This window comes from Bradyrhizobium sp. Ses1, from assembly GCF_059512365.1.
Map to the genome: position 1 here is coordinate 1 of NZ_JCAMOQ010000011.1, position 21,398 is coordinate 21,398.

At 60.0% G+C, this 21,398-nt stretch carries 15 protein-coding genes and 6 pseudogenes; 2 read left to right on the forward strand and 19 right to left on the reverse strand.

Going from position 1 to position 21,398, the window contains the following annotated elements; translation table 11 throughout:
• Positions 1 to 414: 414 nt before the first annotated feature.
• The 7 genes and pseudogenes from AC5ZG5_RS15165 to AC5ZG5_RS15195 form a co-directional block, all read right to left on the reverse strand.
• Positions 415 to 583: pseudogene (locus tag AC5ZG5_RS15165) on the reverse strand (phosphopantetheine-binding protein); the annotation flags it as partial.
• Entirely contained in the window at positions 568 to 1,422 is an 855-nt protein-coding gene (locus AC5ZG5_RS15170; protein WP_496138729.1) for a thioesterase domain-containing protein, read from the reverse strand. The gene AC5ZG5_RS15170 and the pseudogene AC5ZG5_RS15165, both read right to left, overlap by 16 nt.
• Positions 1,423 to 1,458: 36 nt before the next feature.
• Positions 1,459 to 4,817: pseudogene (locus tag AC5ZG5_RS15175) on the reverse strand (amino acid adenylation domain-containing protein); the annotation flags it as partial.
• Between the two features lie 374 nt (positions 4,818 to 5,191).
• Entirely contained in the window at positions 5,192 to 6,298 is a 1,107-nt protein-coding gene (locus AC5ZG5_RS15180) for an SLOG cluster 4 domain-containing protein (RefSeq protein WP_456646704.1), read from the reverse strand.
• 20 nt (positions 6,299 to 6,318) lie between these two features.
• Positions 6,319 to 7,257: a S1/P1 nuclease gene (locus AC5ZG5_RS15185; protein WP_456646705.1), complete on the reverse strand. Its 939-nt coding sequence runs from the start codon at positions 7,255 to 7,257 to the stop codon at positions 6,319 to 6,321.
• A gap of 55 nt (positions 7,258 to 7,312) precedes the next feature.
• On the reverse strand, positions 7,313 to 9,412 hold the full coding sequence (locus AC5ZG5_RS15190; protein ID WP_456646706.1) for a DNA/RNA non-specific endonuclease: 2,100 nt from the start codon (positions 9,410 to 9,412) through the stop codon (positions 7,313 to 7,315).
• A 426-nt stretch (positions 9,413 to 9,838) separates the two neighbouring features.
• Positions 9,839 to 10,039 carry a hypothetical protein gene (locus tag AC5ZG5_RS15195; protein WP_456646707.1) on the reverse strand — a complete coding sequence of 67 codons (201 nt, stop codon included), beginning with the start codon at positions 10,037 to 10,039 and terminating at the stop codon, positions 9,839 to 9,841.
• A 384-nt stretch (positions 10,040 to 10,423) separates the two neighbouring features.
• Between AC5ZG5_RS15195 and AC5ZG5_RS15200 the strand changes: the two are divergent.
• Positions 10,424 to 10,677, forward strand: a pseudogene (locus tag AC5ZG5_RS15200) (WGR domain-containing protein).
• 109 nt (positions 10,678 to 10,786) lie between these two features.
• Positions 10,787 to 11,065 carry an HU family DNA-binding protein gene (locus AC5ZG5_RS15205; protein ID WP_456646708.1) on the forward strand — a complete coding sequence of 93 codons (279 nt, stop codon included), beginning with the start codon at positions 10,787 to 10,789 and terminating at the stop codon, positions 11,063 to 11,065.
• Positions 11,066 to 11,111: 46 nt separating this feature from the next.
• Here AC5ZG5_RS15205 and AC5ZG5_RS15210 read toward each other — a convergent pair whose 3' ends face one another.
• From AC5ZG5_RS15210 to AC5ZG5_RS15265, 12 genes and pseudogenes are all read right to left on the reverse strand, one after another.
• Positions 11,112 to 11,258, reverse strand: a complete 147-nt coding sequence (locus AC5ZG5_RS15210; RefSeq protein WP_456646709.1) for a hypothetical protein — start codon at positions 11,256 to 11,258, stop codon at positions 11,112 to 11,114.
• 64 nt (positions 11,259 to 11,322) lie between these two features.
• Positions 11,323 to 11,633: pseudogene (locus AC5ZG5_RS15215) on the reverse strand (DUF736 domain-containing protein).
• A 761-nt stretch (positions 11,634 to 12,394) separates the two neighbouring features.
• Positions 12,395 to 12,958: pseudogene (locus AC5ZG5_RS15220) on the reverse strand (ArdC family protein); the annotation flags it as partial.
• A pseudogene (locus AC5ZG5_RS15225) lies at positions 12,937 to 13,098 on the reverse strand (TrbI/VirB10 family protein); the annotation flags it as partial. The pseudogenes AC5ZG5_RS15220 and AC5ZG5_RS15225, both read right to left, overlap by 22 nt.
• 325 nt (positions 13,099 to 13,423) lie before the next feature.
• Positions 13,424 to 13,936, reverse strand: coding sequence for a copper chaperone PCu(A)C (locus AC5ZG5_RS15230; RefSeq protein WP_456646710.1), 513 nt, complete (start codon positions 13,934 to 13,936; stop codon positions 13,424 to 13,426).
• 457 nt (positions 13,937 to 14,393) lie between these two features.
• A complete protein-coding gene (locus tag AC5ZG5_RS15235; protein WP_456646711.1) occupies positions 14,394 to 16,328 on the reverse strand; it encodes a CopD family protein in 1,935 nt (644 codons plus the stop codon).
• Positions 16,328 to 16,687 (reverse strand): copper resistance CopC family protein, encoded by a 360-nt coding sequence (locus AC5ZG5_RS15240; protein ID WP_456646712.1) that lies wholly within the window; start codon positions 16,685 to 16,687, stop codon positions 16,328 to 16,330. Before AC5ZG5_RS15240 ends, AC5ZG5_RS15235 begins: the two co-directional genes overlap by 1 nt.
• Positions 16,688 to 16,702: 15 nt before the next feature.
• On the reverse strand, positions 16,703 to 17,269 hold the full coding sequence (locus AC5ZG5_RS15245; RefSeq protein ID WP_456646713.1) for a hypothetical protein: 567 nt from the start codon (positions 17,267 to 17,269) through the stop codon (positions 16,703 to 16,705).
• A 77-nt stretch (positions 17,270 to 17,346) separates the two neighbouring features.
• The gene (amoB, locus tag AC5ZG5_RS15250) at positions 17,347 to 18,594 is read right to left on the reverse strand and encodes a bacterial ammonia monooxygenase, subunit AmoB (protein WP_456646714.1); all 1,248 of its coding nucleotides are present in this window, start codon (positions 18,592 to 18,594) and stop codon (positions 17,347 to 17,349) included.
• 25 nt (positions 18,595 to 18,619) lie between these two features.
• A complete protein-coding gene (locus AC5ZG5_RS15255) occupies positions 18,620 to 19,468 on the reverse strand; it encodes a methane monooxygenase/ammonia monooxygenase subunit A (protein ID WP_456646715.1) in 849 nt (282 codons plus the stop codon).
• A gap of 129 nt (positions 19,469 to 19,597) precedes the next feature.
• Complete coding sequence (gene amoC / locus AC5ZG5_RS15260) at positions 19,598 to 20,374, reverse strand: bacterial ammonia monooxygenase, subunit AmoC (RefSeq protein WP_456646716.1); 777 nt, start codon at positions 20,372 to 20,374, stop codon at positions 19,598 to 19,600.
• Positions 20,375 to 21,072: 698 nt separating this feature from the next.
• The gene (locus AC5ZG5_RS15265; RefSeq protein ID WP_456646717.1) at positions 21,073 to 21,387 is read right to left on the reverse strand and encodes a hypothetical protein; all 315 of its coding nucleotides are present in this window, start codon (positions 21,385 to 21,387) and stop codon (positions 21,073 to 21,075) included.
• Positions 21,388 to 21,398: the final 11 nt, after the last annotated feature.

Consider the following 21,398-nt stretch of genomic DNA (forward strand, 5'->3'; position numbering starts at 1 on the left):
GATAGAAAGGGATCAGGAGCGGTCAGTTTCCAACTAACAAACCGGTTCAAGCGGTCCCGCTCCGCGGGTCCATTTCATTGCTGCTCGGCTGGACGACAAGTCCCTGGACGAAGATCTCGAGACGTTCAAAGAAAGCAGGCGAGCAGCAGGTCGTTGCGGCATTGACCAGTCTGCGTGCCTCCCAGTCGGGAGCTGGCATTGCGCCGAGGGCAGGCCGCGCTCACTTCTACCCTTATCCCGAAGACGCGGACCTGATCAGAGACTACAAGGCAACAGAATCCCAGCCTACTGCCAGGAACTATGCACCTATTCTCATCGGCTTCAGCGACTACTTGCGTCAAAACAATAAGCAGAGCATTGCTGCTCGGCTTTCCGACAAGTCGCTGGATCAAGATGCCGAGGCCTATAAGGGGGCTTGGAGAGCAAGCCTCGGACGGCTTGCACCACGTCGCCGACATTCTGGAGGTTCGACCAGGCATCGGCCGTATTCATCTCGATCTTTCTGCCGTAAGCCCGCTCCACGGTCCCAGAGGATGTCCGCGAATCCCAACGAATCGATGCCGAAGGTCAGCTCCGTGGCGCCTGCGATTGCCGCTGTGTTCTCGGTAAATTGATTAAGGTCATTGAAATGGCTCGAGCCAGAACTCGGCGGTTTTCTGGAACGCTCATCATCGTCGTGTGATCGCCTGGAACCGGTACGGCATGAATGGCCCCCGCATTCAAAACCCGGTCCCAACCCCGCAAGGGCGAACTTGCCTCCGGACCCATTGAATTTTTGCGGGGTCGTGCCCGACGAAGAGGCCAGTTGGCATAAAACTGGTGGATCTCAACTGGCAGGAATGGAACCTGATATAAGTCCAGCATCCTTTGGAACTGCGTGGTCTTTTCATACATCAGAACGACATCTTGTAGATCACAATCCAGGGGTATCGCCCCAATTTGCTGCGCCGTTTTAAGCAGCTGGGCCGTTGAATTGTGTTCAGCAAAGCGTTCCAACATTTCGTAGCGCTCATCATCTAAGGATTCAAAAGAATCCAGCAGCACTTTTCGTGCCGTTTGGGCAGGCGATATGCTTGTTCGATTTGCAGGTAAGACAACATCGATGAACGCCATGAATGACACAGCTTCATCGAGACTTAGTAAGTGCTGCGCAATTGCGTAAGCCAAGATTGCCCCTGATGAGTATCCAGCAAAGCGGTATGGACCCTTTGGCTGGGTCTCTCTAATTGCCAGGATTACCTCCGCGGCTATCGCCTCAAGAGTTGGTAGACAAACGTCATTGAAAGGCGGCCATGGCAGAGCATAGACCGGACAGTCTACGTCCATTTCCTTCGCCAAACCGAGGACATAGGAACAATCGCCCAACCCTGTAGGAACAAAGAAGAGCGGTGCCTGCGATCCCGTTGCTAGAACCGAAATCACTTCCGGACTGCTGGGCTGTCGCTCCAAATGAATCTTCGATGCAAGTTCCCTCAGAACAGGGGCTTGGAAGAGATCGGCGGCGCTAAACGTCAGCCCAAGATCTAATGCTTGACTGAGCAACCGCACCGCCAGCAGAGAGTGGCCGCCCAGTTCGAAGAAGTGGTCGCGGCGTCCAACCCGCTCCAGCCCCAGCAGCTCCACCCAGAGCTCGGCCAGCGTGGTCTCGATCTCGCCGCACGGCGGCTCATAGGCCGCCCGCGCATAGGCCTCATCCTCAGGCGAGGGCAGCGCGTTGCGGTCCAGCTTGCCGTTCGGCGTCAGCGGCAGCGCCGCAAGCCGCACAAACGCAGACGGCACCATGTAGTCCGGCAGCCGCGCACTTAAGTACGTGCGCAAGGCGCCGGCAAGATCAGGACCCTCGGCTTCGGCCGCATGCTCCGCAGCCGCAACGACATAGGCGACCAGACGCTGCTCGCCTCTGCCATCCTCTTGCGCCACCACCACCGCCTCGCGCACCGACGCGTGCTCGGCGAGCCGCGCCGCGATCTCGCCCGGCTCGATGCGGAAGCCGCGGATCTTCACCTGGTCGTCGTTGCGGCCCAAAAACTCCAGATTGCCGTCCGGCAGATAGCGCGCCAGGTCGCCGGTCCGGTACATCCGCGCCCCGACCTCGGCGCTGAACGGATCGGCCAAAAACCGCGCCGCCGTCAGCTCGGGCCGGTTCAGATAGCCGCGCGCCACCCCCGCCCCGCCGAGGTAGAGCTCCCCGACCGCCCCAAACGGAACGGGCGCACCATCACCGTCGAGCAGATACACACGCGTGTTCGCGATCGGACGCCCAATCGGGACAACGGACCCATCAAACTCATCGGGGCAGCTCCACGCTGTCACGTCGATCGCAGCTTCGGTCGGACCGTAGAGATTGTGCAGGCCAGTGCAAGGCAATAGGCGCCGAACCTTATGCACACTGGCGGCAGGAAGCGCCTCGCCGCTGCACAAAAGACGCTGCAGCGATGTGCAGCGATCAACACCCTTCGTATCCATAAAGCTGACCAGCATGGATGGTACGAAGTGAGCCGTCGTGATGCGCTCGCTGATGATCAAGTCGACCAATGCATCGGGATCTCTGTGCGCACCCGGAGGCGCCAGCACCAGGGTCACGCCTTCAAGCAACGTCCAGAAGAACTCCCAGGCCGAGACATCGAAGCCAAATGGCGTCGTCTGCAAGACGACATCAGTTGCCTTGAGAGCGTAGGCTTTTTGCATCCAGATCAGGCGGTTGATAATAGCCCGATGCTCATTCTGTGCCCCTTTGGGGGTTCCGGTGGAGCCGGAGGTGTAGATCACATAGGCAAGATGGCGCGAGGTCAGGCCGAGGGCGCGCGGATCCGGATCCGACGCCGGCAGGTCCGCCCACGCCGGCATCGCCGTCTCGAGATCCACCACGCTCACATCGGCCAGCGCCTCCGGGCCCAGCGCGGCGCGTCCGGCCGCATCGGCCAGCACCAGTCGCGGCGCCGCATCGTTGAGCACCTGCCGCAGCCGCGCGGCCGGATAGGCCGGATCCAGCGGCAGATAGGCCCCGCCAGCCTTTAAGATCGCAAGCAGCCCCACCACCATCGCCACGCTGCGCTCCAGGCAGATCGCGACCGGCTGATCCGGCTTGACCCCGAGCGCGATCAGATGATGCGCCAGCCGGTTGGCCCGCGCATTGAGCTCGCCATAGCTTAGGCGCTCGGCCGCGCAGACCACCGCCACCGCATCCGGCGCACGGCGCACCGCGGCCTCGAACAGCTCGTGGATGCACCGCTCCGACGGATACGGCGCCGCCGTCCGGTTCAACTCCTCCAGCAGATAGGTGCGTTCGTCGGCCGGCAGCAGCTCAATGCGGCCGACCGGCTGTCCGGCATCGGCAACCATCGCCCGCAGCAGCGCCAGCAGATAACCTCGCTGCCGCTCGACGGTCACTCGATCGAACAGCGCCGTCGCGTAGCTCAGCGTTCCACTGATGGCCTCGCCACGCTCGCGCAGGTTCAGCTCCAGATCGAACTTGACCTGATCGAATCCATCCGCCGCCGCCTCCACACTCAATCCAGGAAGATCGAAGGATGCGACGGCGTTGTTCTGCCAGGCCAGCATCACCTGGAACAACGGCGTGTGATCAAGATGCCGTGGCGGCTGCACGATCTCCACCACCTGCTCAAACGGCAGGTCCTGATGCTCCTGCGCCCCTAAGGCCGTGCGCCGCGTCCGCTCCAACAGCTCCGCCACGCTCGGCTCCCCAGACAGGTCGACCCGAAGCGCCAGGGTGTTGACGAAGAAGCCGATCAGCTCTTCGATCTCGCGGCGACCACGATTGGCGCTCGGCACCCCGATCACCATGTCGTCCTGCCCCGACAGACGCGACAGCACCGCGGCCCACGCCGCCAGCACCGTCATGAACAACGTCGTGCCATGCTGCCGGCTCAACCGCTTCAGACCCCGCGTCAGATCCGCATCGATGACCACAGGCACACTGGCCCCGGCAAACGACTGTTGCGCCGGCCGCGGCCGGTCGGTCGGCAAGGCAAGACGGGCCGGGGCACCCGACAGGGCGTTGCGCCAATACTGCGCCTGGCTCTGCAGCCGCTCCCCCGAGAGCCACTGCCGCTGCCAGGCGGCATAATCCGGATACTGGATCGCAAGCGGCGGCAGCGGATCGTCTTGTCCGGCTGCGAATGCCCGGTACAGCTGACTGAGTTCACGCACCAAGACGCCCAGCGACCAGCCGTCCGAGACAATATGATGCTGCGTCAGCAGGACGACGTGCTCCTCATCGGAGGTGCGGATCAGGCGCCCGCGGATCGGCGGGCCGCGGACCAGATCGAACGGCGTGCGCGCCTCTTCCTGGCACAGCTCCGACAGCGCGGCGTCAGTATCCGGCCTGCCCCGCAGATCGTGCTCCAGCACCGGCAGCCCCGCATCCGGCGGCAGAATCTCAACCCGAGGTTCACCTTCTGAGGCGACAAAGACACTGCGCAGCGCCTCATGACGCGCCAACACACGGTCCAGGCTGCGCTGCAAGGCGATGCGGTCGAGCACGCCGCGCAGCCGCAAGGCCAGCGGAATGTGGTAGTTCGTGCTGGTCTCATCCAGCTGTGCCAAAAACGCTCTATTCGCGCAATAGCCGGCAGGTCTTGCGGATCGCAGCGGCTCAGCACCTCGACAATGCTCGCCGCCAGATCAGCCAGCACCGGTTTGACGAACAGCGTGGTGAGCGGCAGCTGTACACCAACAGCCTGCGACAGCCGGCTCAGCAACCGCACCGCCAGCAGCGAGTGGCCGCCCAGTTCGAAGAAGTGGTCGCGGCGTCCGACCCGCTCCAGCCCCAGCAGCTCCACCCAGAGCGTGGAGAGAGGCTTCAAAAATCAGCCAACATCATTGCTTGCGCGCGGCATCTGAACAGTCGGTCCGTCTCAGACGCTATTCATAGCGAGAAACCGCTCGTTACACTGAATTCCGGATAATGCTCAACGTGAGACGAGTCTTCGACGATCGAAACCCTTCATTCGGTCACTTCTGAGCGACGGCATTCTCTCCGACAGGATCGCGCTCGAGCCAAAATCCAGGTCCCGGAAACCAGACTTTTTCTGCATCGTCAGACCCGGGATCACCGCTGCAGGGCGTCCCGCCTCAGGCCGCCGTCATGGCGGACGCGGGAGTACTGGACATCGGCGATACCTGTTCGGAATGTCCCAAGCAAGACTGGCGCAGCGGGCGCCCGTTTAGGTTAGGCCCGGTTCATGCGCAGCGTAGGTATCCTGAACGACTCGCCGGCGAGCGCGAAAGACATATTCCGCTTCGCAACGCCCGAATGCTTGGCCAAGACATCCTTGATGACAGATACGTCGTCCGTGAAAGCCATTTTATCGAGAAATTGTCGCAATGCGGCTTCGTCGGGACTCAATCGGGTGCAGATCCCGAACTTGAGTATCTCCGGGACGGTTTCGTCCATTTTCAAGCCGTAGCTCGTAACCTTGCCGTTCTCGTAGATCGCGGAGCGCAGCCAGTAGCCGCCCCTGTCAAAGAATATCATTGGAGTGAAATTCTCAGCGTCCTTAGCGTAGTAGTTCCTTTCCACGTCCTGGAAAATCTCGCGCAGCGTTCCGCCGCCCCCTCGGCCGTAGATGATCCCAGCCCGCGAATTGTTGACGAGCGCTTCCTCGCGAAGACTGTTCTGGTAGTATTTGGCGTAGTGCGTCGCGAACGGCATCGTGGGCTCGGCACCGTACAGCCAGGTCGGAATGGCCAGGCTGAGAGGCAGCGTCGAAGGCGCAGCCGAACGCACGTCGAGTGCAGCAGCGAGCCAATCGCGGGCGGCCATCACGTCCTTCCGCTTCGATTTCTTAAGGCTGCCGTCGTTCTCGAAGAGATCATCCAGATCGCCGTAATCCGGGGTCGCCGCAAGCTTCGCCAAGGCCCTTTCGAGATCGTCCATTCCGTTTTTGCTGAAGGCCGCTCCCACGTGCGCAGCCTCCATGACGCCGGGACCGCCTCCGGTGACGATGAGGTACCCGTCCTGCGCCACGCTCCAGGCAAGCTTGGCGATGTCAGCGAACGCCGGCGAATTGCGCTTGGCGGCGTGGCCGCCCATGAACCCCACGAGCGGCCGGCCAACGTCCTTCAGAAATCTCTTGAGGGCATCGGCGATCGTCGCGTCGTGCCGCGCCTGCGACAGTCGCGTCGCCAGGGAGGACGGCACGGGTCCTCCGTCGGACACGAATTGCCGAAACACCTCGAAATCGCGGGTGAGCGTGAATCCCAACTCGTCGAACGGATTGAATCCATCAAGGAGGTCGGACGCCGCGTACAATCTCTGAAGCATCGTCGGCAGCATTCAGGTTCTCCCTTCGAGATCTAGCGGAGCGCCATGTCCAGTAATTTCGCGAGCCTTGCCGCGGCAAGGGCTGCGCGGTTCCGGGCGACGTTGCGTGCGTTCGTTTCGTAGTCGCGCGTGAGTTGGACCGGAGCCGATCCAGGCCCGACCGGCTGGGCGTATGCGAAGCTCTTCGCGGCCTCGAAGCTCTCCTGCGCCCATCGATCGGGATCGAGCACCTTCTCCGCGTCGGCATCGACCGCAACCGACCCGAGGCCACCACGATCGTCGGCGTCGAAGATGGCCCCGAAGACGGAAGAATATCCGCCGAAGAGACGATCCCAATAGGCGTGCAGCGCGATCGTCTCGCCGGTGGCCGGGACCACCATCTCGGCGTTGCCGCCGCGGTCGCCGTGCGGAAGCTCGGCGGTATAGCGGGCGATCGCGTGAAGCGGTTGATGGAGATCCCCGACGAGGTGCAGCAACCAGGCGAGGTCGTAGGAACGGAGTTGATCGGAGGCGCCGGAAGCTGCGGGCAGCGTAGCGATCATGATCTTCGCCATCTTCGCGGCATCGACCGGATCCGGTGCGGGCAGCGTCGTGCCGTCCGGCGAGAACAATATGTCCTCATAGTGCCAATAGCTGTGCTTGAGCTTGTCGTAAGCTACGTTCTGCCCGGCGGTCGCGTCCGTAATGCGATCCTCCCGGTAATCGCTCTTCGTCTTGATGTCGTCGGCCCACGTCGCCGCGTGGACGAAGGCATAGGTCCTTCGGGAAGCTTCGTCCTGCGCACCGCACGTCCAGACCTGATAGTCGGGATTGAGCCTGAGCAGGCCGTCGATCTTGTCCTTGATCGCGGGATCCAGCCGCTTGTAGGCCAGATAGGCGATCTGCATATGGCCTTCGTCCCACCACGCGGACGCCGGGGCGGGCACCAGCGCGACGAGGCAGGACAACGCCAGCAAAGCGGCTTTCTTCATGCGCGTTCCTCCGCGATTGCCAGTGGATGACACGTCGGCCCCCGTATCGCGATCGTCACAGGTTCCGAGGCAGGATATCGGACTCGGATTTCACTGGAATCGCCGGCCGCGCCTCGCCTACGACAGGCTGATCCTTGGTCTCGAAAGTATCGGCCGACCTGACCTGATCGCCGAAGTCCAGGCCGGTCCGGCGTTCGATCTCGGTGATGGCGACGCGCCATTGCGAGACGTCGACGAAGGCCGGCGGCTTCGGTGGAATTCCTCCCTTGCGCTGTTCGGACAGCAGTTGACGCTGATCGACGACGAGCCCGACGGATTTCACGCCGTTCTTGCCCTTCCAGGCAATCACCTTGAAAAACGACGACGGAATCTGGGTGTCGTCCGCCCAAAGATCGACCTTATCGTCGAAAATCGGCCCCTGGAAGACGCAGATGCGGTTCGCGGTCTCTTCCGAGATGGCTCCGTTTTCGAGGACGTATTGCTCGGCGCCCTGCCAGAATTTGGTGCTCTCGTTGAAGCGGAAGTGCTGCGGGGTGCAATTGGTGAAATGATAGGTGTCCGCATTCGCGCGTTCGGCTTCCACCTTGTTTCCCCAGTCAGGGTCCATCCGGCGAGTTAGATGGCCCCTGTCGAAGAGATTGGACCAACCAGAATAGAAGGTCTGATCGATGAAGAAGCTCGCGCTGATGCGGGGGTCCCCGTACCACGTTTCTCCTTCCGCACCGTCGGTGACTTCTCCCGTAGAGCGATCCACGTTCAGGAAACTCTTGCCGTCGACGTTGGTCGCCGTGAAGAGAGCCATCTTCTTGGCCTTGTTCATCTTGATGCTGAAGTGCTCGTACTTCAGTTCACCGGCCTCGGCGTTCTGTTCGCCGGCCCTCAAGGGAGCGATCTGCTTCGCCAGTTTGCCGACCGGCGTGGGCAGAGGAAACGTCACGCCGTGCACGAACCGCGGGTCGTAGCCGTCGCGATTCGAATAGTCCTGATCAATCGATATCTTTTCCGCTGCGCGCGTGAGCGTTTTCTGGGGAGCTGGCGCTGGCGCGATCGCTGCGCCGGTCGCGTAGTTTCCGCCCACCCGGACACTCACCTCGATCGGAATCGTCACCTTGATCTCGTTCCCACCCGCTTCGCTGGCCATGACGCCCTCCTCCCCGATCACCAGACTCTCTTGTGCATCCGCGGAGGGATGCGGCGGCGAGAGTCGCCTTCCGCCTGTTTGCGCGAGAGCCGTTTTCGACAGATCGAGCGCGGCCCGCAATAGGTCGCGACGCTCCTCGTCGAGACTGACGAGCCTGTCCGAGAGATGTCGATAGATGGCGCTGATCCGCACGCCTTCGTTGACGTTCGTCGGAATGGGATTGCCGTTCTCATCCTTGCGTTCGAGGAACGGCTCCCCGAAGTGGTGAAGCGCAACGAGCTCCCACGCATCATTGAAGACCGCCGCTCCCGACGAACCGTGGTCGGTGTCGGTCTCGTACAGAAGCGTACGCTCCGTCCGATACTGCAGAATGTTGTTCCGGATGGCGATCATCTTGGGCAGACCATTCGGGTGCTGCACGATATTCATGTTCATGCCGATCACGTGCTTGTCCGGCCGATCGGACAGGACGCAATATCGGAAGTCCCTCGGATCGCCGTCGCCAGCCACCTTCTGGCCAAGCGCGACGAGGGCGTAGTCCAATTCCTCCTGCTGCGAGAACAGGGCGAAGCGCTCGGGCGCCAAACGGAAGACGGTGGTGGGCCGCATTGATCCGTCGTCGCCCATTTCCCGATCGAAAGTGATCTGTGCCGAAAGCGCAGCGGCTTCGTCCTGGATCACGTGCTGGTTCGTCATGAAGAGCGTGGGACTGATCATGAAGCCGGTGCCGGCCGTCCATTTGCCTCCGGCCGTCGCCTCGACGAACGCGATCGCCCGCCGCGCTGTCGCGCCGCCCGGCAGGAACCACGACGTCTGCATGTCGTCCGGACCCTGCACGGCCTCCGCGCCAAGAGGCATGGTCTGCCGCGCGGCCCGCAAGTTGAACATCGCCATACGCGCACGGTCCGGCTCGGCCTGGCGCCACTGCTTGCCTTCCACGAGCTTGCGCACGCGATCGCGATCTTCGCGCGTCTGCTCGACTACGTTCCGAAACCGCGTCTGATCGATTTCCATGGGGTCAGCCCGTCCCGATCGAAAGCACGTCGAGCCGACCTCGGGACGCGGCAGCGCTCCGCAGGTTCGAACATCTCGACGTCATGCCAGCGTCACAAATGCCGTCAGGAGCGCGCGGTATCCGGCGGTCCACTAGAGATCGCGCGGAAAAACAGTCGCGTTTCCGTGTGAACGCTCGCGATGTCATGAAAGCGCCGGCCTCTCCGGGTGCCGCGACATTACCCGCCCCGCAATAAACTCCGATCAAAAATTCGTATGCAATCTTTGATTGCTGATCCTACATATGGCGCGTGCGCCGTCAAGCTCGCTCGACAAAAACAAAGAAACGAACACGTAGCCCGTTGACGCTTAGCGGCGGCCTCACAGCCATTTGGCTTCCAAGCTTGAACCTTGGTCACGTCAATAACAATATCCTGCTTCCCGCCTCTATCGACACATCGTCGGAGCTTTGGAAAGAGCCTCGCGACCGATCCGTTTGAGGCGGTCAGGCGTTTTCTCGCCCGTGCTGGCCGCTTCCAATATCTTTGAAGCCACATGGGTGCGAGCGCCCGTCTCGTAGCGCGAAAGGCTCACACAGACTTCGTCGAGGACCGACCGTAGAAGCGCGGTTGTGGCAGCATCGAACATCTTCGATCTCCCAATGGTACAACAGGAATGGAAGAAGAAGCTGACGAACACGCGACAAAGAGATGTCTGTTCAAACCTTCGACGCTGTTTCGCTTTAGTTGAATAAAAGGCTCCGACCGGGGACGTGATGCTGATGCGCCCGGAGAAGTGTTATTTTCATGGCGGAGATTAGCCGGTGACACAGAAGCAACCGTCATCGATGGCTCGGGCACAACAGTGCGCCGATCCATCGGGGAAATCTCATGCAGGAAGGGATTGCGCGACGATGGGAGGGATTTGTGCATCCATGGTGTGGCTGAGATATCGAGAAAATGAATCGTTTGGCCCCTGATCGATTCATAAAAATCATTGGACCTCGCTTTCGCAGGAAGCGAGAATCCCCGCATGCCGAACCTCGAGCCAAGTCCGCTTCACCTTCGCCGCATCGACGCCACCCGCAACATGCGGCGGTTTTACTTGCTTTCGATCCAGCCGACCTTGTTCGGCGGGATCTCGCTTATCCGCAACTGGGGCCGGATCGGCACGACCGAACGATGGTGCAGGCCTTCGATGCCAGTGCGGAAGCGGGCGAAGCATTCGAATGGCTGGAGCGCACCAAGCGCAGGCGCGGATACGCCTCTGCTGAGGAGAAAGTCTAAAGTTTCGTCAGTTTTCCGGGGATTACGGCTCCGCTTCCGATGCCTGCTCTATCGTCCGACGGTCTTGGTGTCAGACGGAAGAAAATCGAAGCAAGACGGAGCCTGTTCCATGACCACCGCCAATGAGATTGCCGAGAAGATCGCCGCTGAGAACAGCCTGACAAAGACACAGGCGAAAGCGATTGTCGACGGCGTGTTCAAGGCAATCGCCGATGCAGCCGCGAGCGGGGCCGAGACAAGCATCGCCGGCTTCGGCAAGTTCAAGGTCAAGGACACGCCTGCCCGCGAGGGCCGCAATCCGTCGACCGGCGCAACGATCGCGATCGCGGCTTCCAAGAAGCTCACCTTCACGCCAGCCAAAGCCATCAAGGACGTCCTCAACGGATGAGCGGAGCCCTTGCACGGTCGTGCCGTAAGTCGCTAGACAAGGGGGCTTACGCCCCCTCCTCATCGGCCGCGAGTGCTTCGTTGCGCTGACGGATGAGGTCGGCCAGTTCGGCCTCGAGCGCCTTGCGCTCCGCGGGCGTGAACAGGCATTCCCGCAGCTCGGCGCGCAATTCCTCGATGGTGTCGACGGTCATGAGGGCGTCTCCGATTGAAAGGAAGAGGGCTCCCGCCTCACAGGGGAGCCCTCCAGCGGGAGCCTCAGTCCCGATTCGGCCGGGACCAGATCAGCTGCAGGCCTTCCTCGCCCTCCACCTCGATCAGGGTGGCGTAGATCGGAGCGGGGAAGCCGGGTCGTCCAGCTTGACCGAGAGGTAGTCGCGGGCCTCGTTGGAGACCTTCTGCCAGGCGGCGCCCAGATCGACATTCGCCGCCGCGAAGATGCGGAAGTGCGGTCCCTTCTCGGAGGGGTTCTCGACGCGGACCAGCTTGGCCTTGACGTTGAGGTTAAGGGTCTTGATGGAGCCGGAGAATCCGTTGCCCGTGGAGGTGAAGGTGCCGATGGTAGCCATTGTCTCATTCCCTGGTTTTCTCGGGCCGCGCCTATCGCGACCTCGATGGCGGTCGTGAGACCGGAGGCGATCGACCTGCACCCGAAGGGCCGAAACAAAGTGGAGGGCGGCCGGGAGCGACTTTCTTGAACCGCGAGGAATGGCGCGCAGCGCCAGGGGAAGAAAGTCGAGGACGGACGTTGCGGGGACAAGATCGAGAGCCCGCGTAGCGGGATCGGCCTTCGGTCAGACCAGCCTCTATCGAGGACGCAGATGGGTGTGCCCCGTCGCGAAAACACATGGAATAATGAAGACAGGCTCCCCTGGCCCATTCACATCTCGAGACAACGAGCACAGGCAACGAGACGCGGTTTTCCTCAACCAGGCCACTTGGCGCCGCGCATCCCCGCGCGAGGGGAACGCCGCTGTCAGCAATATGGGCGCATCTGCGGAGGTCGCTGCCGCAACATCGCCGACGAGCCTGCCGACGTGCTTGTCGTGCGGATGCAACCTCGCCGCACCAGACCCATGCGGCCGATCAACTTCGGAGGCGCCGCCGCCAGCGATCTGCCATAACGCAATCGCGAACGGCATCCGCGAGAGGGCTCCGCCGCGAGGCGGGACCTCTTTTCTTTTCGATCGTGACTTGCGACCTACAAAGACGCCATGCGCGACGAGCGCCACAAGCATGGTGGAATGCACGGCCGCGTGGAGGGAAATCGCGCACAGGGCGATCGGGGAGGACGGACCGCCCTCCCCTTCAAGGAGCGGAGCATGTAGCATCAGGCGGCTTCGCGCTCGCCATTGCTCTGCGGCTGCAAGCTGTGGAGATAAGGAACCGCCCGCTGCGCATGGGCGGCTGCTGAGAAGATTGCGCGCCTGTCGTTGGAAAGAATGGAGACCCAACTTGCCAGGTAGGCCGCATGATCCGGTCTCGGTTCGAGCTCGGGGACGATGCCAAGATCGGCGCAGACGAGCGCCGCCCCAATTTCCACCAGCATTTCCTCGAAGGCCCGCTCGCGGCGATCCTTGTGGTAGCGGCTAAGATCCCGGTTGAGCCGGTCGGGGGCCGATGTCCAATGAAGCGTTTCATGGGCCCTGACGGCTACGAAAGACGCCATGTCCTTGAAGAGTTCTGGTCTTGGGAGCTGAATGTGATCCGTGACTGGCGAGTAGAACGCCTTGTCGCCACCGTAGCGGACGACCGCGCCGGTGTTATCGAAGTAACAGTCAGCGTGCTCGATGCGCTCCACCGGTTCGGCGGACGGCGCTGGCGCTGCATAGTAGCCAGCGGGTAGCCCTTCGATCTGTTCGACGTTGAAGTCTGGCCGGGCAGATCGGACCGGATGCCCGTGATGAGCGCAACTGGGATCACCGTGCCAGCCTGCACGACATAAGGCGAGACCTTGGCCTCGAGCCGGTCCGGACTGGCCGTGCGCTTGTCCGTCGAAGCGTTGAGGAAGGCCGTCTTGCGGTCCTGCATGTTCTAGGCGACGGCCCGCTCGTCAGCACCTGGCCACCAAGTGCAAAACCGCCCGTTGGAGGAGCAAACATCTATAGAGTTTCTTGTTGGTGGTCTTCCGGGAAATCCCGCAATCGGGTGCAAGTTGAGCTGACTGCACTTCAGCTTCGAATTGCCCTGCCTCAAGCTGGGTATAGGATTGATCCCATCCCACCATCCCTTCAGCATGGCTGCTTGATCGTGAATGTTTCCAGATCTGGGGCGTTCCCAAATGCCTATCGCGCTCATGGTTCGATCTCCCACACCCCTGCATCAGACGGCGTCCATGCTTCGCCCTTCTCCTGGCACCTTAGTGGTGAGTGTGATGATGGATTGGCGTATCATCCTCTTCAGCCAAGCCCGCCGGCTCGATCGTGAATTCGATTTCTATGGTGCCGGCCTTTTCGAATTCCAACGTCCCTTTGACCATCTCTCCTTCCTTTAGTGCGCCGTGAAGTCCTTCAAACAGGATCCGCGCGGCACCGGGTTGAAGACGAACGAAACCACCAGGTTCTATTTGGAAGCCATGCTCATGGGTGGCGAACTTAGCTGGCCGTGCGCCTGCATCGGCTTCCTGCAAGATCCCCTTCTCGCCCGAAAGCGACGCCCCGAGCAACCGATCTGGCCCTGTGCCCCTGTTCTGAATTTCGATCACATAAGCCGTCGTCGCGGTATTGGTCGTATCCTTTGCAGCCACCCAGGGATGCTGGATCAGTAGTGTTCCGACCTCCAACTCATGGCTGACGGCGGTACTGTTAAAAAACGCCAGGACGGCAACACCGGCAATCGGCGAAAGCAATGCCCTTGCACTCGCCATCAACATCGTGGGTTTCCAAGGCATCATGGCCTCCTCTGTAATCCGCGTTTTAGCGCTTACCACTTTATGTTTGCGGGAAAGGTGGTCAGCGAACGTTTCCCGCAATTGCCGCTTTTGGAGGTGGGCTCAACTGGGCTGGATCAAGATCATTCCGCTGAATGCCGGCAGCGCTAGCCACGATCACTCGGGGGCTGATACGGGACGGCGAGATGAGATGCTCTTCTTCTGCCACCGATCCCCCATCCGAGTGCCCCAAAAGAGCTACCGCCTGCTTGTCGACGCAGAATCTGCTCGCTACTATGATCATGGCTCGTCGCGGCCTGCGATCTTGCTGGCACTAGACCTGTCGCCGCGACAAATGATCGATTGAAACTCGCGGGGGGCACTGCGCTCGGCGAGAGCATTGATCGCGAGTGCGATCGGCGGGAGCCAGACAGCAGTGAGGGCAAGAGCGGCCCGGACGCTAATGGTCATGAACGCCTCTCTTGTTGATCTCCGGTTCGGCTTGGAGCTGCGTAATTGCGTCGACCAGTTGCGAATGCGATGCCAATCCCTCCGTCTCGTCCGAACGCCAGCGTGCGCGCACGAATCCGAATCTGTCGATAAGAAACTCGATTATCGCTGGAGGCGAATCGTTGTCATCGAAGCCGGGGTTCGCCATTGTGCGCCGATAGAGATTCCACGCAGCGGCAATGCGATGGTCCATGTCGAACACGATGCAGGGATTTCCTGACTCACTTGGAGATGGGAACTCCTCGGAGTGAGACGGCATCACCGCGACGATCATTCCGCCTGCTTGCTCGATGGCGCGCGCGTGTTGCGTCAACTGATCTAGGCGCTGCGTTCGGATGCCATCTCGGAAGATCGGCACAAGTTTTGAGCGCCCATCGCTCCTATCTTTCAACTTCTCTCTCGGGTCAACGCCGCGGCACGTCGGAAAGTCGATCGCGTGAAGCCACGGCTGCCCCGCCGATATTTCGGGACCAAGAACTCTTGCTTCATAGCCAAGCGATAGAGCCATCACGTACTCGACCACTCGCCACCTGTCCAAGTCCGACAGACTTTCGGCAAAGCCCGGCATCGCCGAGGATGGGAAGCCATGGCTCACCCACCAGTACATGTCTCCCATCGTATGGTCTCTCGTGTGCGGAGCAGTGAGATCGGCGGGCGGCGGCTTCAAATCTTTTGCTAACGGGCCGTCTCCTCTACCCCTCAGGCCGTGGCAAGCTACGCAATTAGCAGCGAATACGTCCTGTCCCTGGGCAATCGCTTCCGCGTCATACGGTACCGGAACCTTTGAGTAGGTCGAAGGATACGCGGGGACTGATAACCCGGGCAGCGCGACAGCCCCTGCGACGCCAAGTCCAGCAACAGCCGCGATCGTCGCCCACCGCCATCTTCCCATACGGCCGAGCTCAAATGCGGCAATACTCCCAACCAACAGAGCAATGCAGCCGCCAATGGCCAGAACGTTACTTCCCGGTACCGTCCGCCAAGCGACGGCTGGATCCAGACGGAACGAAAGCGGCCAGACTATCTCGACGTGTCTCGATGGAATGGCCTGAGACAGGCAGCCCGCAAGTAGCGTGACCAGAAATGCGAAGGCTAGCTCGATCTTCAAGACCATCGCGAGTGGCTGAGTTGCCCCTTCGGTCTTTAGCAACGGCAATAGCCTCTGTCTGACAAACGCCGCGCAGATCAGGACCGGGCCGATGCAGGCGAACTTTCCCGTCAGGAGCCAGCCATATTCGGTCGCCACCAAACCCGGCCAAGTCCCCACATTTTCGATTGCTAGAGCTACTCCGGTTGCGACCACGAGCAACATGAGCGGCAGCGCGACCGTCGAAAAGCCGCTCAGGAGCCTAGATTTACTTTCGGGCCTCTCCGCTGCCTGGCGAGCCATCGCGACAACGAGGGTTGACAGTCCTCCGAACCAGAGCGCAGCCACAGCAACATGGATCATATTGATCGTTAGGTCTGCTATAGTGCCGCCAGCCGCCGAGTGGCTCGAGAACAATCCCACCAGCAGCGATAGTCCGCTGAAACTCGCGGCAAGACCTGGCTTGTGAAGAAGTCGCAAACTCGCAAATCCGACTAGCAAAAACCCAAGCGCCGCGACCTGAGCTCTCCCGAACCGCGTGTCCAAAATGATGAAGAGCACGTCGCTAGAGCTGACAGCTAAGACCGGCTTGCCAAGGACGGCGCCGATCCGAACCGTTAAATACAAGAGACCGAGGACGAGTCCTACGGACACAGCGATGGAAGCTATCGTCGTGAAGCGCGACCGAGTGCCGCTTTCAAGACCCTCGCGCCACAGTGCCAAACCCCAGCAAAATCCGCCGAAAGCTGCCGTGGAGGCGAAAGCAGTCCCTCGCGCAAGTGAGAGGACCGTTTCCATCAAGGTCCTCGGTAGAGAAATTTAAACTTGCCTTCCGTGCGATGCCCATCAATCGAGACAACGCTCCAACTGACGGTATAGAGCCCAGCAGATAGATGAGGTAACGAAACATTCACGATTCGTCCATTGCCGCTTAGCACAGGCTGCGAAAGCCCTGATACGGCTTCATCATCGCGAGAAAGGGCGACATTGATGAGCCGCTGTTCGAGCGCTTCAGTGAAGTACAGGACCATCGCGTCGATCGGAGTTGAAATTTCGCTGCCATCTTGCGGCGTCGATCGAATGAGGTGCGCATGAGCGAGTACCGCGCTTGGCATTCCGATCAGCACGGCCATCAGGACGAGCACGAACCTTTTCATCGAAATAACTCGCCCTTACCTGTGGTTCGCCGAGGATAGCTCCCGCCCGATCGAGTATCGTCGCCGTGCCCACAGAAACGTTCCCACGGCGCCTGACACTATGACCAGGCACCACGCCAGAAGACGTATCAGACTCCAGCCTCGCCCCACGTCGAATGGAAAGTTTGCCACGCTTTGCCCGCGATCCTCGATCGCCACCATGCCGACGTATCTGCCGGCTTTCTCGAAATTGACGTCGATCTTGATCGTTCCGTTCGGATACTTCCTTGGTGGAATGTAGAGGATGCTGGATGGTGTGCTCGTCATTTCCATCCTTTGTACGCCGTCATCTCTAGCCAGGTTCACGCTTACCGGGATGTCTCGAAGGGACTGGTCGACGAAATCGAGAACAATGATCGTTCGCCCGACCTCCGGTATGTCCTCACAAAATTCGGCTCTCGAGCTCTGCGGCTGATAGCCAGTAAAATGCATGAAGTAGCTGTCCACTTTCAGCTTGCATTGGTCCGCCTCCATGGACACCGCTCCGTGCGCATGACCTTCGCGGACGGCGGCAAGAACAAAGAGAGCGCCGAGCGCCATCATAAGGAACGCCGGGAACGCCCCTCTTCCGCTCGCGGTCGTCCGCCACCGACCTCGTCGCAACATTCGCGCACCCAAGCTTACTTAAGTTCGGTGAATACGGGCACTATTGGTCCGCCCATCTCCGCTATGACGCGTTTCCCATTCGGAGTGTAGAGGAGCAACAACCCGCCGAACTTGGAGTCGACGTCGGTGAGGAAGCTGACGAGGCGCTCCAATTCCCACACGGCGTCCGTTGCCTCGACGAGCACCTCTCTCGTCTCACCGGGATTTATCGGCGTATCACTACTGAGCTCAAGCCCCGTGCGTGCGATGAGATCCCTTGGGTAGGTCGGATCTACATTGGCTATTGCTGCTGGAAGCCCCTGATTGAGGAAGCGGATGTTTGCGGTCGTAAGCTCGCCGATTGAAAGAGGTTCTGACCCTTTGTTCGTTATCCTGGTCGCTAACCTCATCGAACGGCCCGGCACGTCATAGGTGGCCGATATGACCTTGACCTCTGCGTCAGCAGGGCTTGCCGGGCGCGGCGCGACCTTATTCAACCCGCTCTGGAGGGGCACATTATATGGATATTCCTGATTGGCTCGGACGTAGCCGCCGAAGACCATGACGAGAACGATCGCCGCCACAATGATCCCGACCCCGGTGTCCCTCAACGAAACCAACAAATCCTCCCTGCCCTTCTGCAGAACAAGCCATCGCGGCAAAAACAGTGGACGAACCAACCAGAACAACAACCAAGCCTCAGCCACGGCCAGCCAGGCCACATGCCATCCGATCGCGTTCGTCAGCCCGAACGTCTGCAAGTCGTCGATCTGCAGACCAGTCATAGTCTTGATCGGAAACGCGAACGAATGCGCATCACCCGAGATGTTTATCCACTGACCCGGTCCCACCAGAGGGCCAGATCCCTTGATCGAGATCGAGGGATGGATGTGGCTGCTGCCCGGTGTGCGCCCCTCAAGAACCATTCGAAAATCGTAGTCGCGGCCAAGTTCCAGCTTTGCGAAAGACTGCCTCGCTGGCTCACCGTTGAGGTATGTTTCGACCCTGGCAATTGTTGGCCCCGGCGATACGCTCGATACGAAAACAATATCCGGCGGAGTAACTGCGTCCGGCCAGTCCTCCATCAGCCTGAATTTTCCCGTTAGCTCGAACCGCTCGTTCACCTTCACGTCAGTTTTGGAAAAGTGGACATCGTAGAATTGCACCGTCCTGGTCCTCAAGTATGGCTCCTGAGCACGTTCGCCATGAGCAGCTGCGCTAGACACTCCGGCAGTGAACGCGACAACCCAACCGGCAGCGAGTTTTATAAGTTTCGCCAACATACCCGTGTTCCCTGTGCTTATTCGCTTAGGACGCTGGCCTGCTTTTCATACCCATGAAGGATTTGACGACATCGCCGTTCTTGAGGAACGTCGCCTGGGACGCAAAACGCCCAAGCTGCCACCAAAGCTGGTGCATGAATATGCAGATGAAGCCCGCGAACGCCGCCGACACCCAACTAACCGAGCTACCGAAAGTCCGGAGCGTACCGCGCTCAATGATACGCAGATACTCAGGCATGTTCGAACGCGGAAATGTGTAACCGATCATGTCGGCCAACGATGCGACCATTCCTTGGTGCTCGACTGGGAGATAGAACGGAGCCAAAGCGGAATAATTCGATGGCCAGAATACGAATCCAAACGCAAAGCCCGCGAAGATGGATGTGAACAGGCTATTGCGAAGGACGATTAACGCCATATCCATCAACAATGCGCCCGCGATCACCTGTGACGGCACGCCTTCCGTGAACGGGAAGCCTGTCCATATCCACCAATTCGCGTAACGTCCGAGCCACGTGGTGATCAGCAACACTGTTGCGCCCACCGTCGCGCCGATGGGCAAACGGAAGTTGACCCAGAAGATCGCCTGCAGAGCAGCAGGAAACATGATCATGGAGATGGGCGTGACAAGGGGCCAATATTGCCGATCTTTCCAGTCGACATACATGTCCCAATCACCGACCGTGAGCATCACGTGCAGATGGAATGCTCCCGCAAAGAGGGGCACCACCGCCGCCACGACCAAGAAGTCGAATATGCGGGAGTATCTTGCTGCCTTGGGGGTTAGACCGGAGACAGAAATGACCGTCTCACCCTTGCGGCCAGCTTTCCTTTTCGGAATCGCCACTGCATCGATGTCGGTAATTGAGGTCACTCCTCTCTCCCTAGGGTTTACCTGCTCTTCCCGGACTGCGATCGCTCTCCGGGAATGGCTGTTGGCTTGTATTATTGTCGCACGGCTTCCCGCACCGCGCTTTTCCAACGTGTAGCAGACGTGCGTCCGTCACGCGCTCGCTGCATCCTGCTTGAATACAATTGGAACGAGTTCTCTAAATCGTCCGACGATCTGCATCAGGACGCCCGCCAGCGCGAGTGCGCACCATCCAAGAACCACGAAACCCCAATGCAGCGGATGCGAGAAGATTTCCTCCGTGAGCCAGTAAGCATGCCCCCATTCGTTGAAACCGAGATTCGGCAAAATGAGGAAAGGCCCCACTACGGCGAAGACATGCATGAGCGAGATCCCCCTGCAGAAGGCCGGAATGCGGGTCATTGCGTAAACAAAGCTGCCTACGCCAAAGAAGAGATAGATTGGAATGGTCGCATAGAACAGAATTATGTGACTGGGAGTAAACGGCGTGTCTCTGAGGGTCGTCTGATGCCAGACTCCATCTCCATCGGCGAAGAAGCTGCCCGTCCAGAAGATGCAGAAGCTGTACACGACGAGCCACATCGTCAGATAAAAGTAACGGCGCAACTCGACCTCGGGCGTGATGGCCTCAATGTTCTTGTCACGCGTCAGGAAGAGATAGGTCCAGCAGAGCGCGCCCGCGCCATACAAGACCGGTAATTCGATCTTGAAGAGCGTCATCCAGTATTCGCCAAATTCTGGTGAACTCGCATCGAGCCCCATGGAGAAACCAAAAGCCTGCTGATACAGCCGCGCGCAGATGTAGAGGATCGTCAGCGCAACGATCGCGAACGCGAACAATCCGTAGTTTATGCTAAAGGTCTTGGTGCCCGTGACATTCGGTGTGCGATCTAACGCAGCGTCAGACATTATTCCCCCTCAGTTTTGTCCTAGTACCTCGACACTGAGGTTTTGTTTGATTGGTTTTGGATTCCAAGACGGGTAGCTCGGGAGGGACCAGCGCTTCGATGCTGCGCGGCGATCCGGGCCGGCGCCTGATGAAGCCCGCGCGTTCGGGCGGCGACACCATCCTGGTAGACGAAATTGCCAAGCCGTCGCACCAATGTACCGACGTTGAAGCATTTTTCTGGGTACGCTGGCCGACAATGAGTGCATATCCCAGTCGGGCATCAGTGCGCTCTCCAGAAATATTCATCCTACCGTGCGGACGCGCCGAGGACGTTCGCCTTAGCGATTCTGAGATGCCTTCGAAGTCGAACAGTGGACCGCCGTCCAAAACAAAGGTCCGTCCCGTCGTGGAACGTCCCTCGACCGGCATGAGGCCGGCCGCGTGAGATGCATCGAAATAGGGACTGCTGCTCTTGTTGAGCACGTAAGCGGTGTTCCGAAAATGGCCGGCCGGCCGATCACCATTCGAGAGCGAGCGCCGCTGTTGCATTTCCATTCCATCTGCCAAGCTGCGCCCCCGACCGCTCAGAAGAGCGTGAACGACAAGCGGACGACCTCGGACCGAACAGGAGGCTCTGTACAACTCTTACGGTCAGCTCGATCGGCACCCTTGCTCAAGCGAACTTAACACCGGCTACGTGGCTTGGGCAGCTACCAAGTCAGATAGGGCCAGAGCACACCAGAGCCTCGCGATCGCAGCTTGCGCCAAGGCGGGGAGACGCCGAAGTGCCGCTGCACCCATTCGGCTGGTGGCCGCGATGCACGCGCGTGTAGGCGTCGATGAAGGCCAGATACTGGCCCTGCTTGGGCGTGAAGGCTTTTGCAGAATGACTCACCTTGGCCATCGGATTCAGCTGTTCGTCCGTGCCTCGACAGGAGGAGGAATCGATGGACGTGGCGATCTGTTCCGTCGTCGGATCGATCAGATCAATTCCTGCGTCTGCTTCGTGCGGTCGCCGCGGCACAGGAAGCATACAACAAAGCC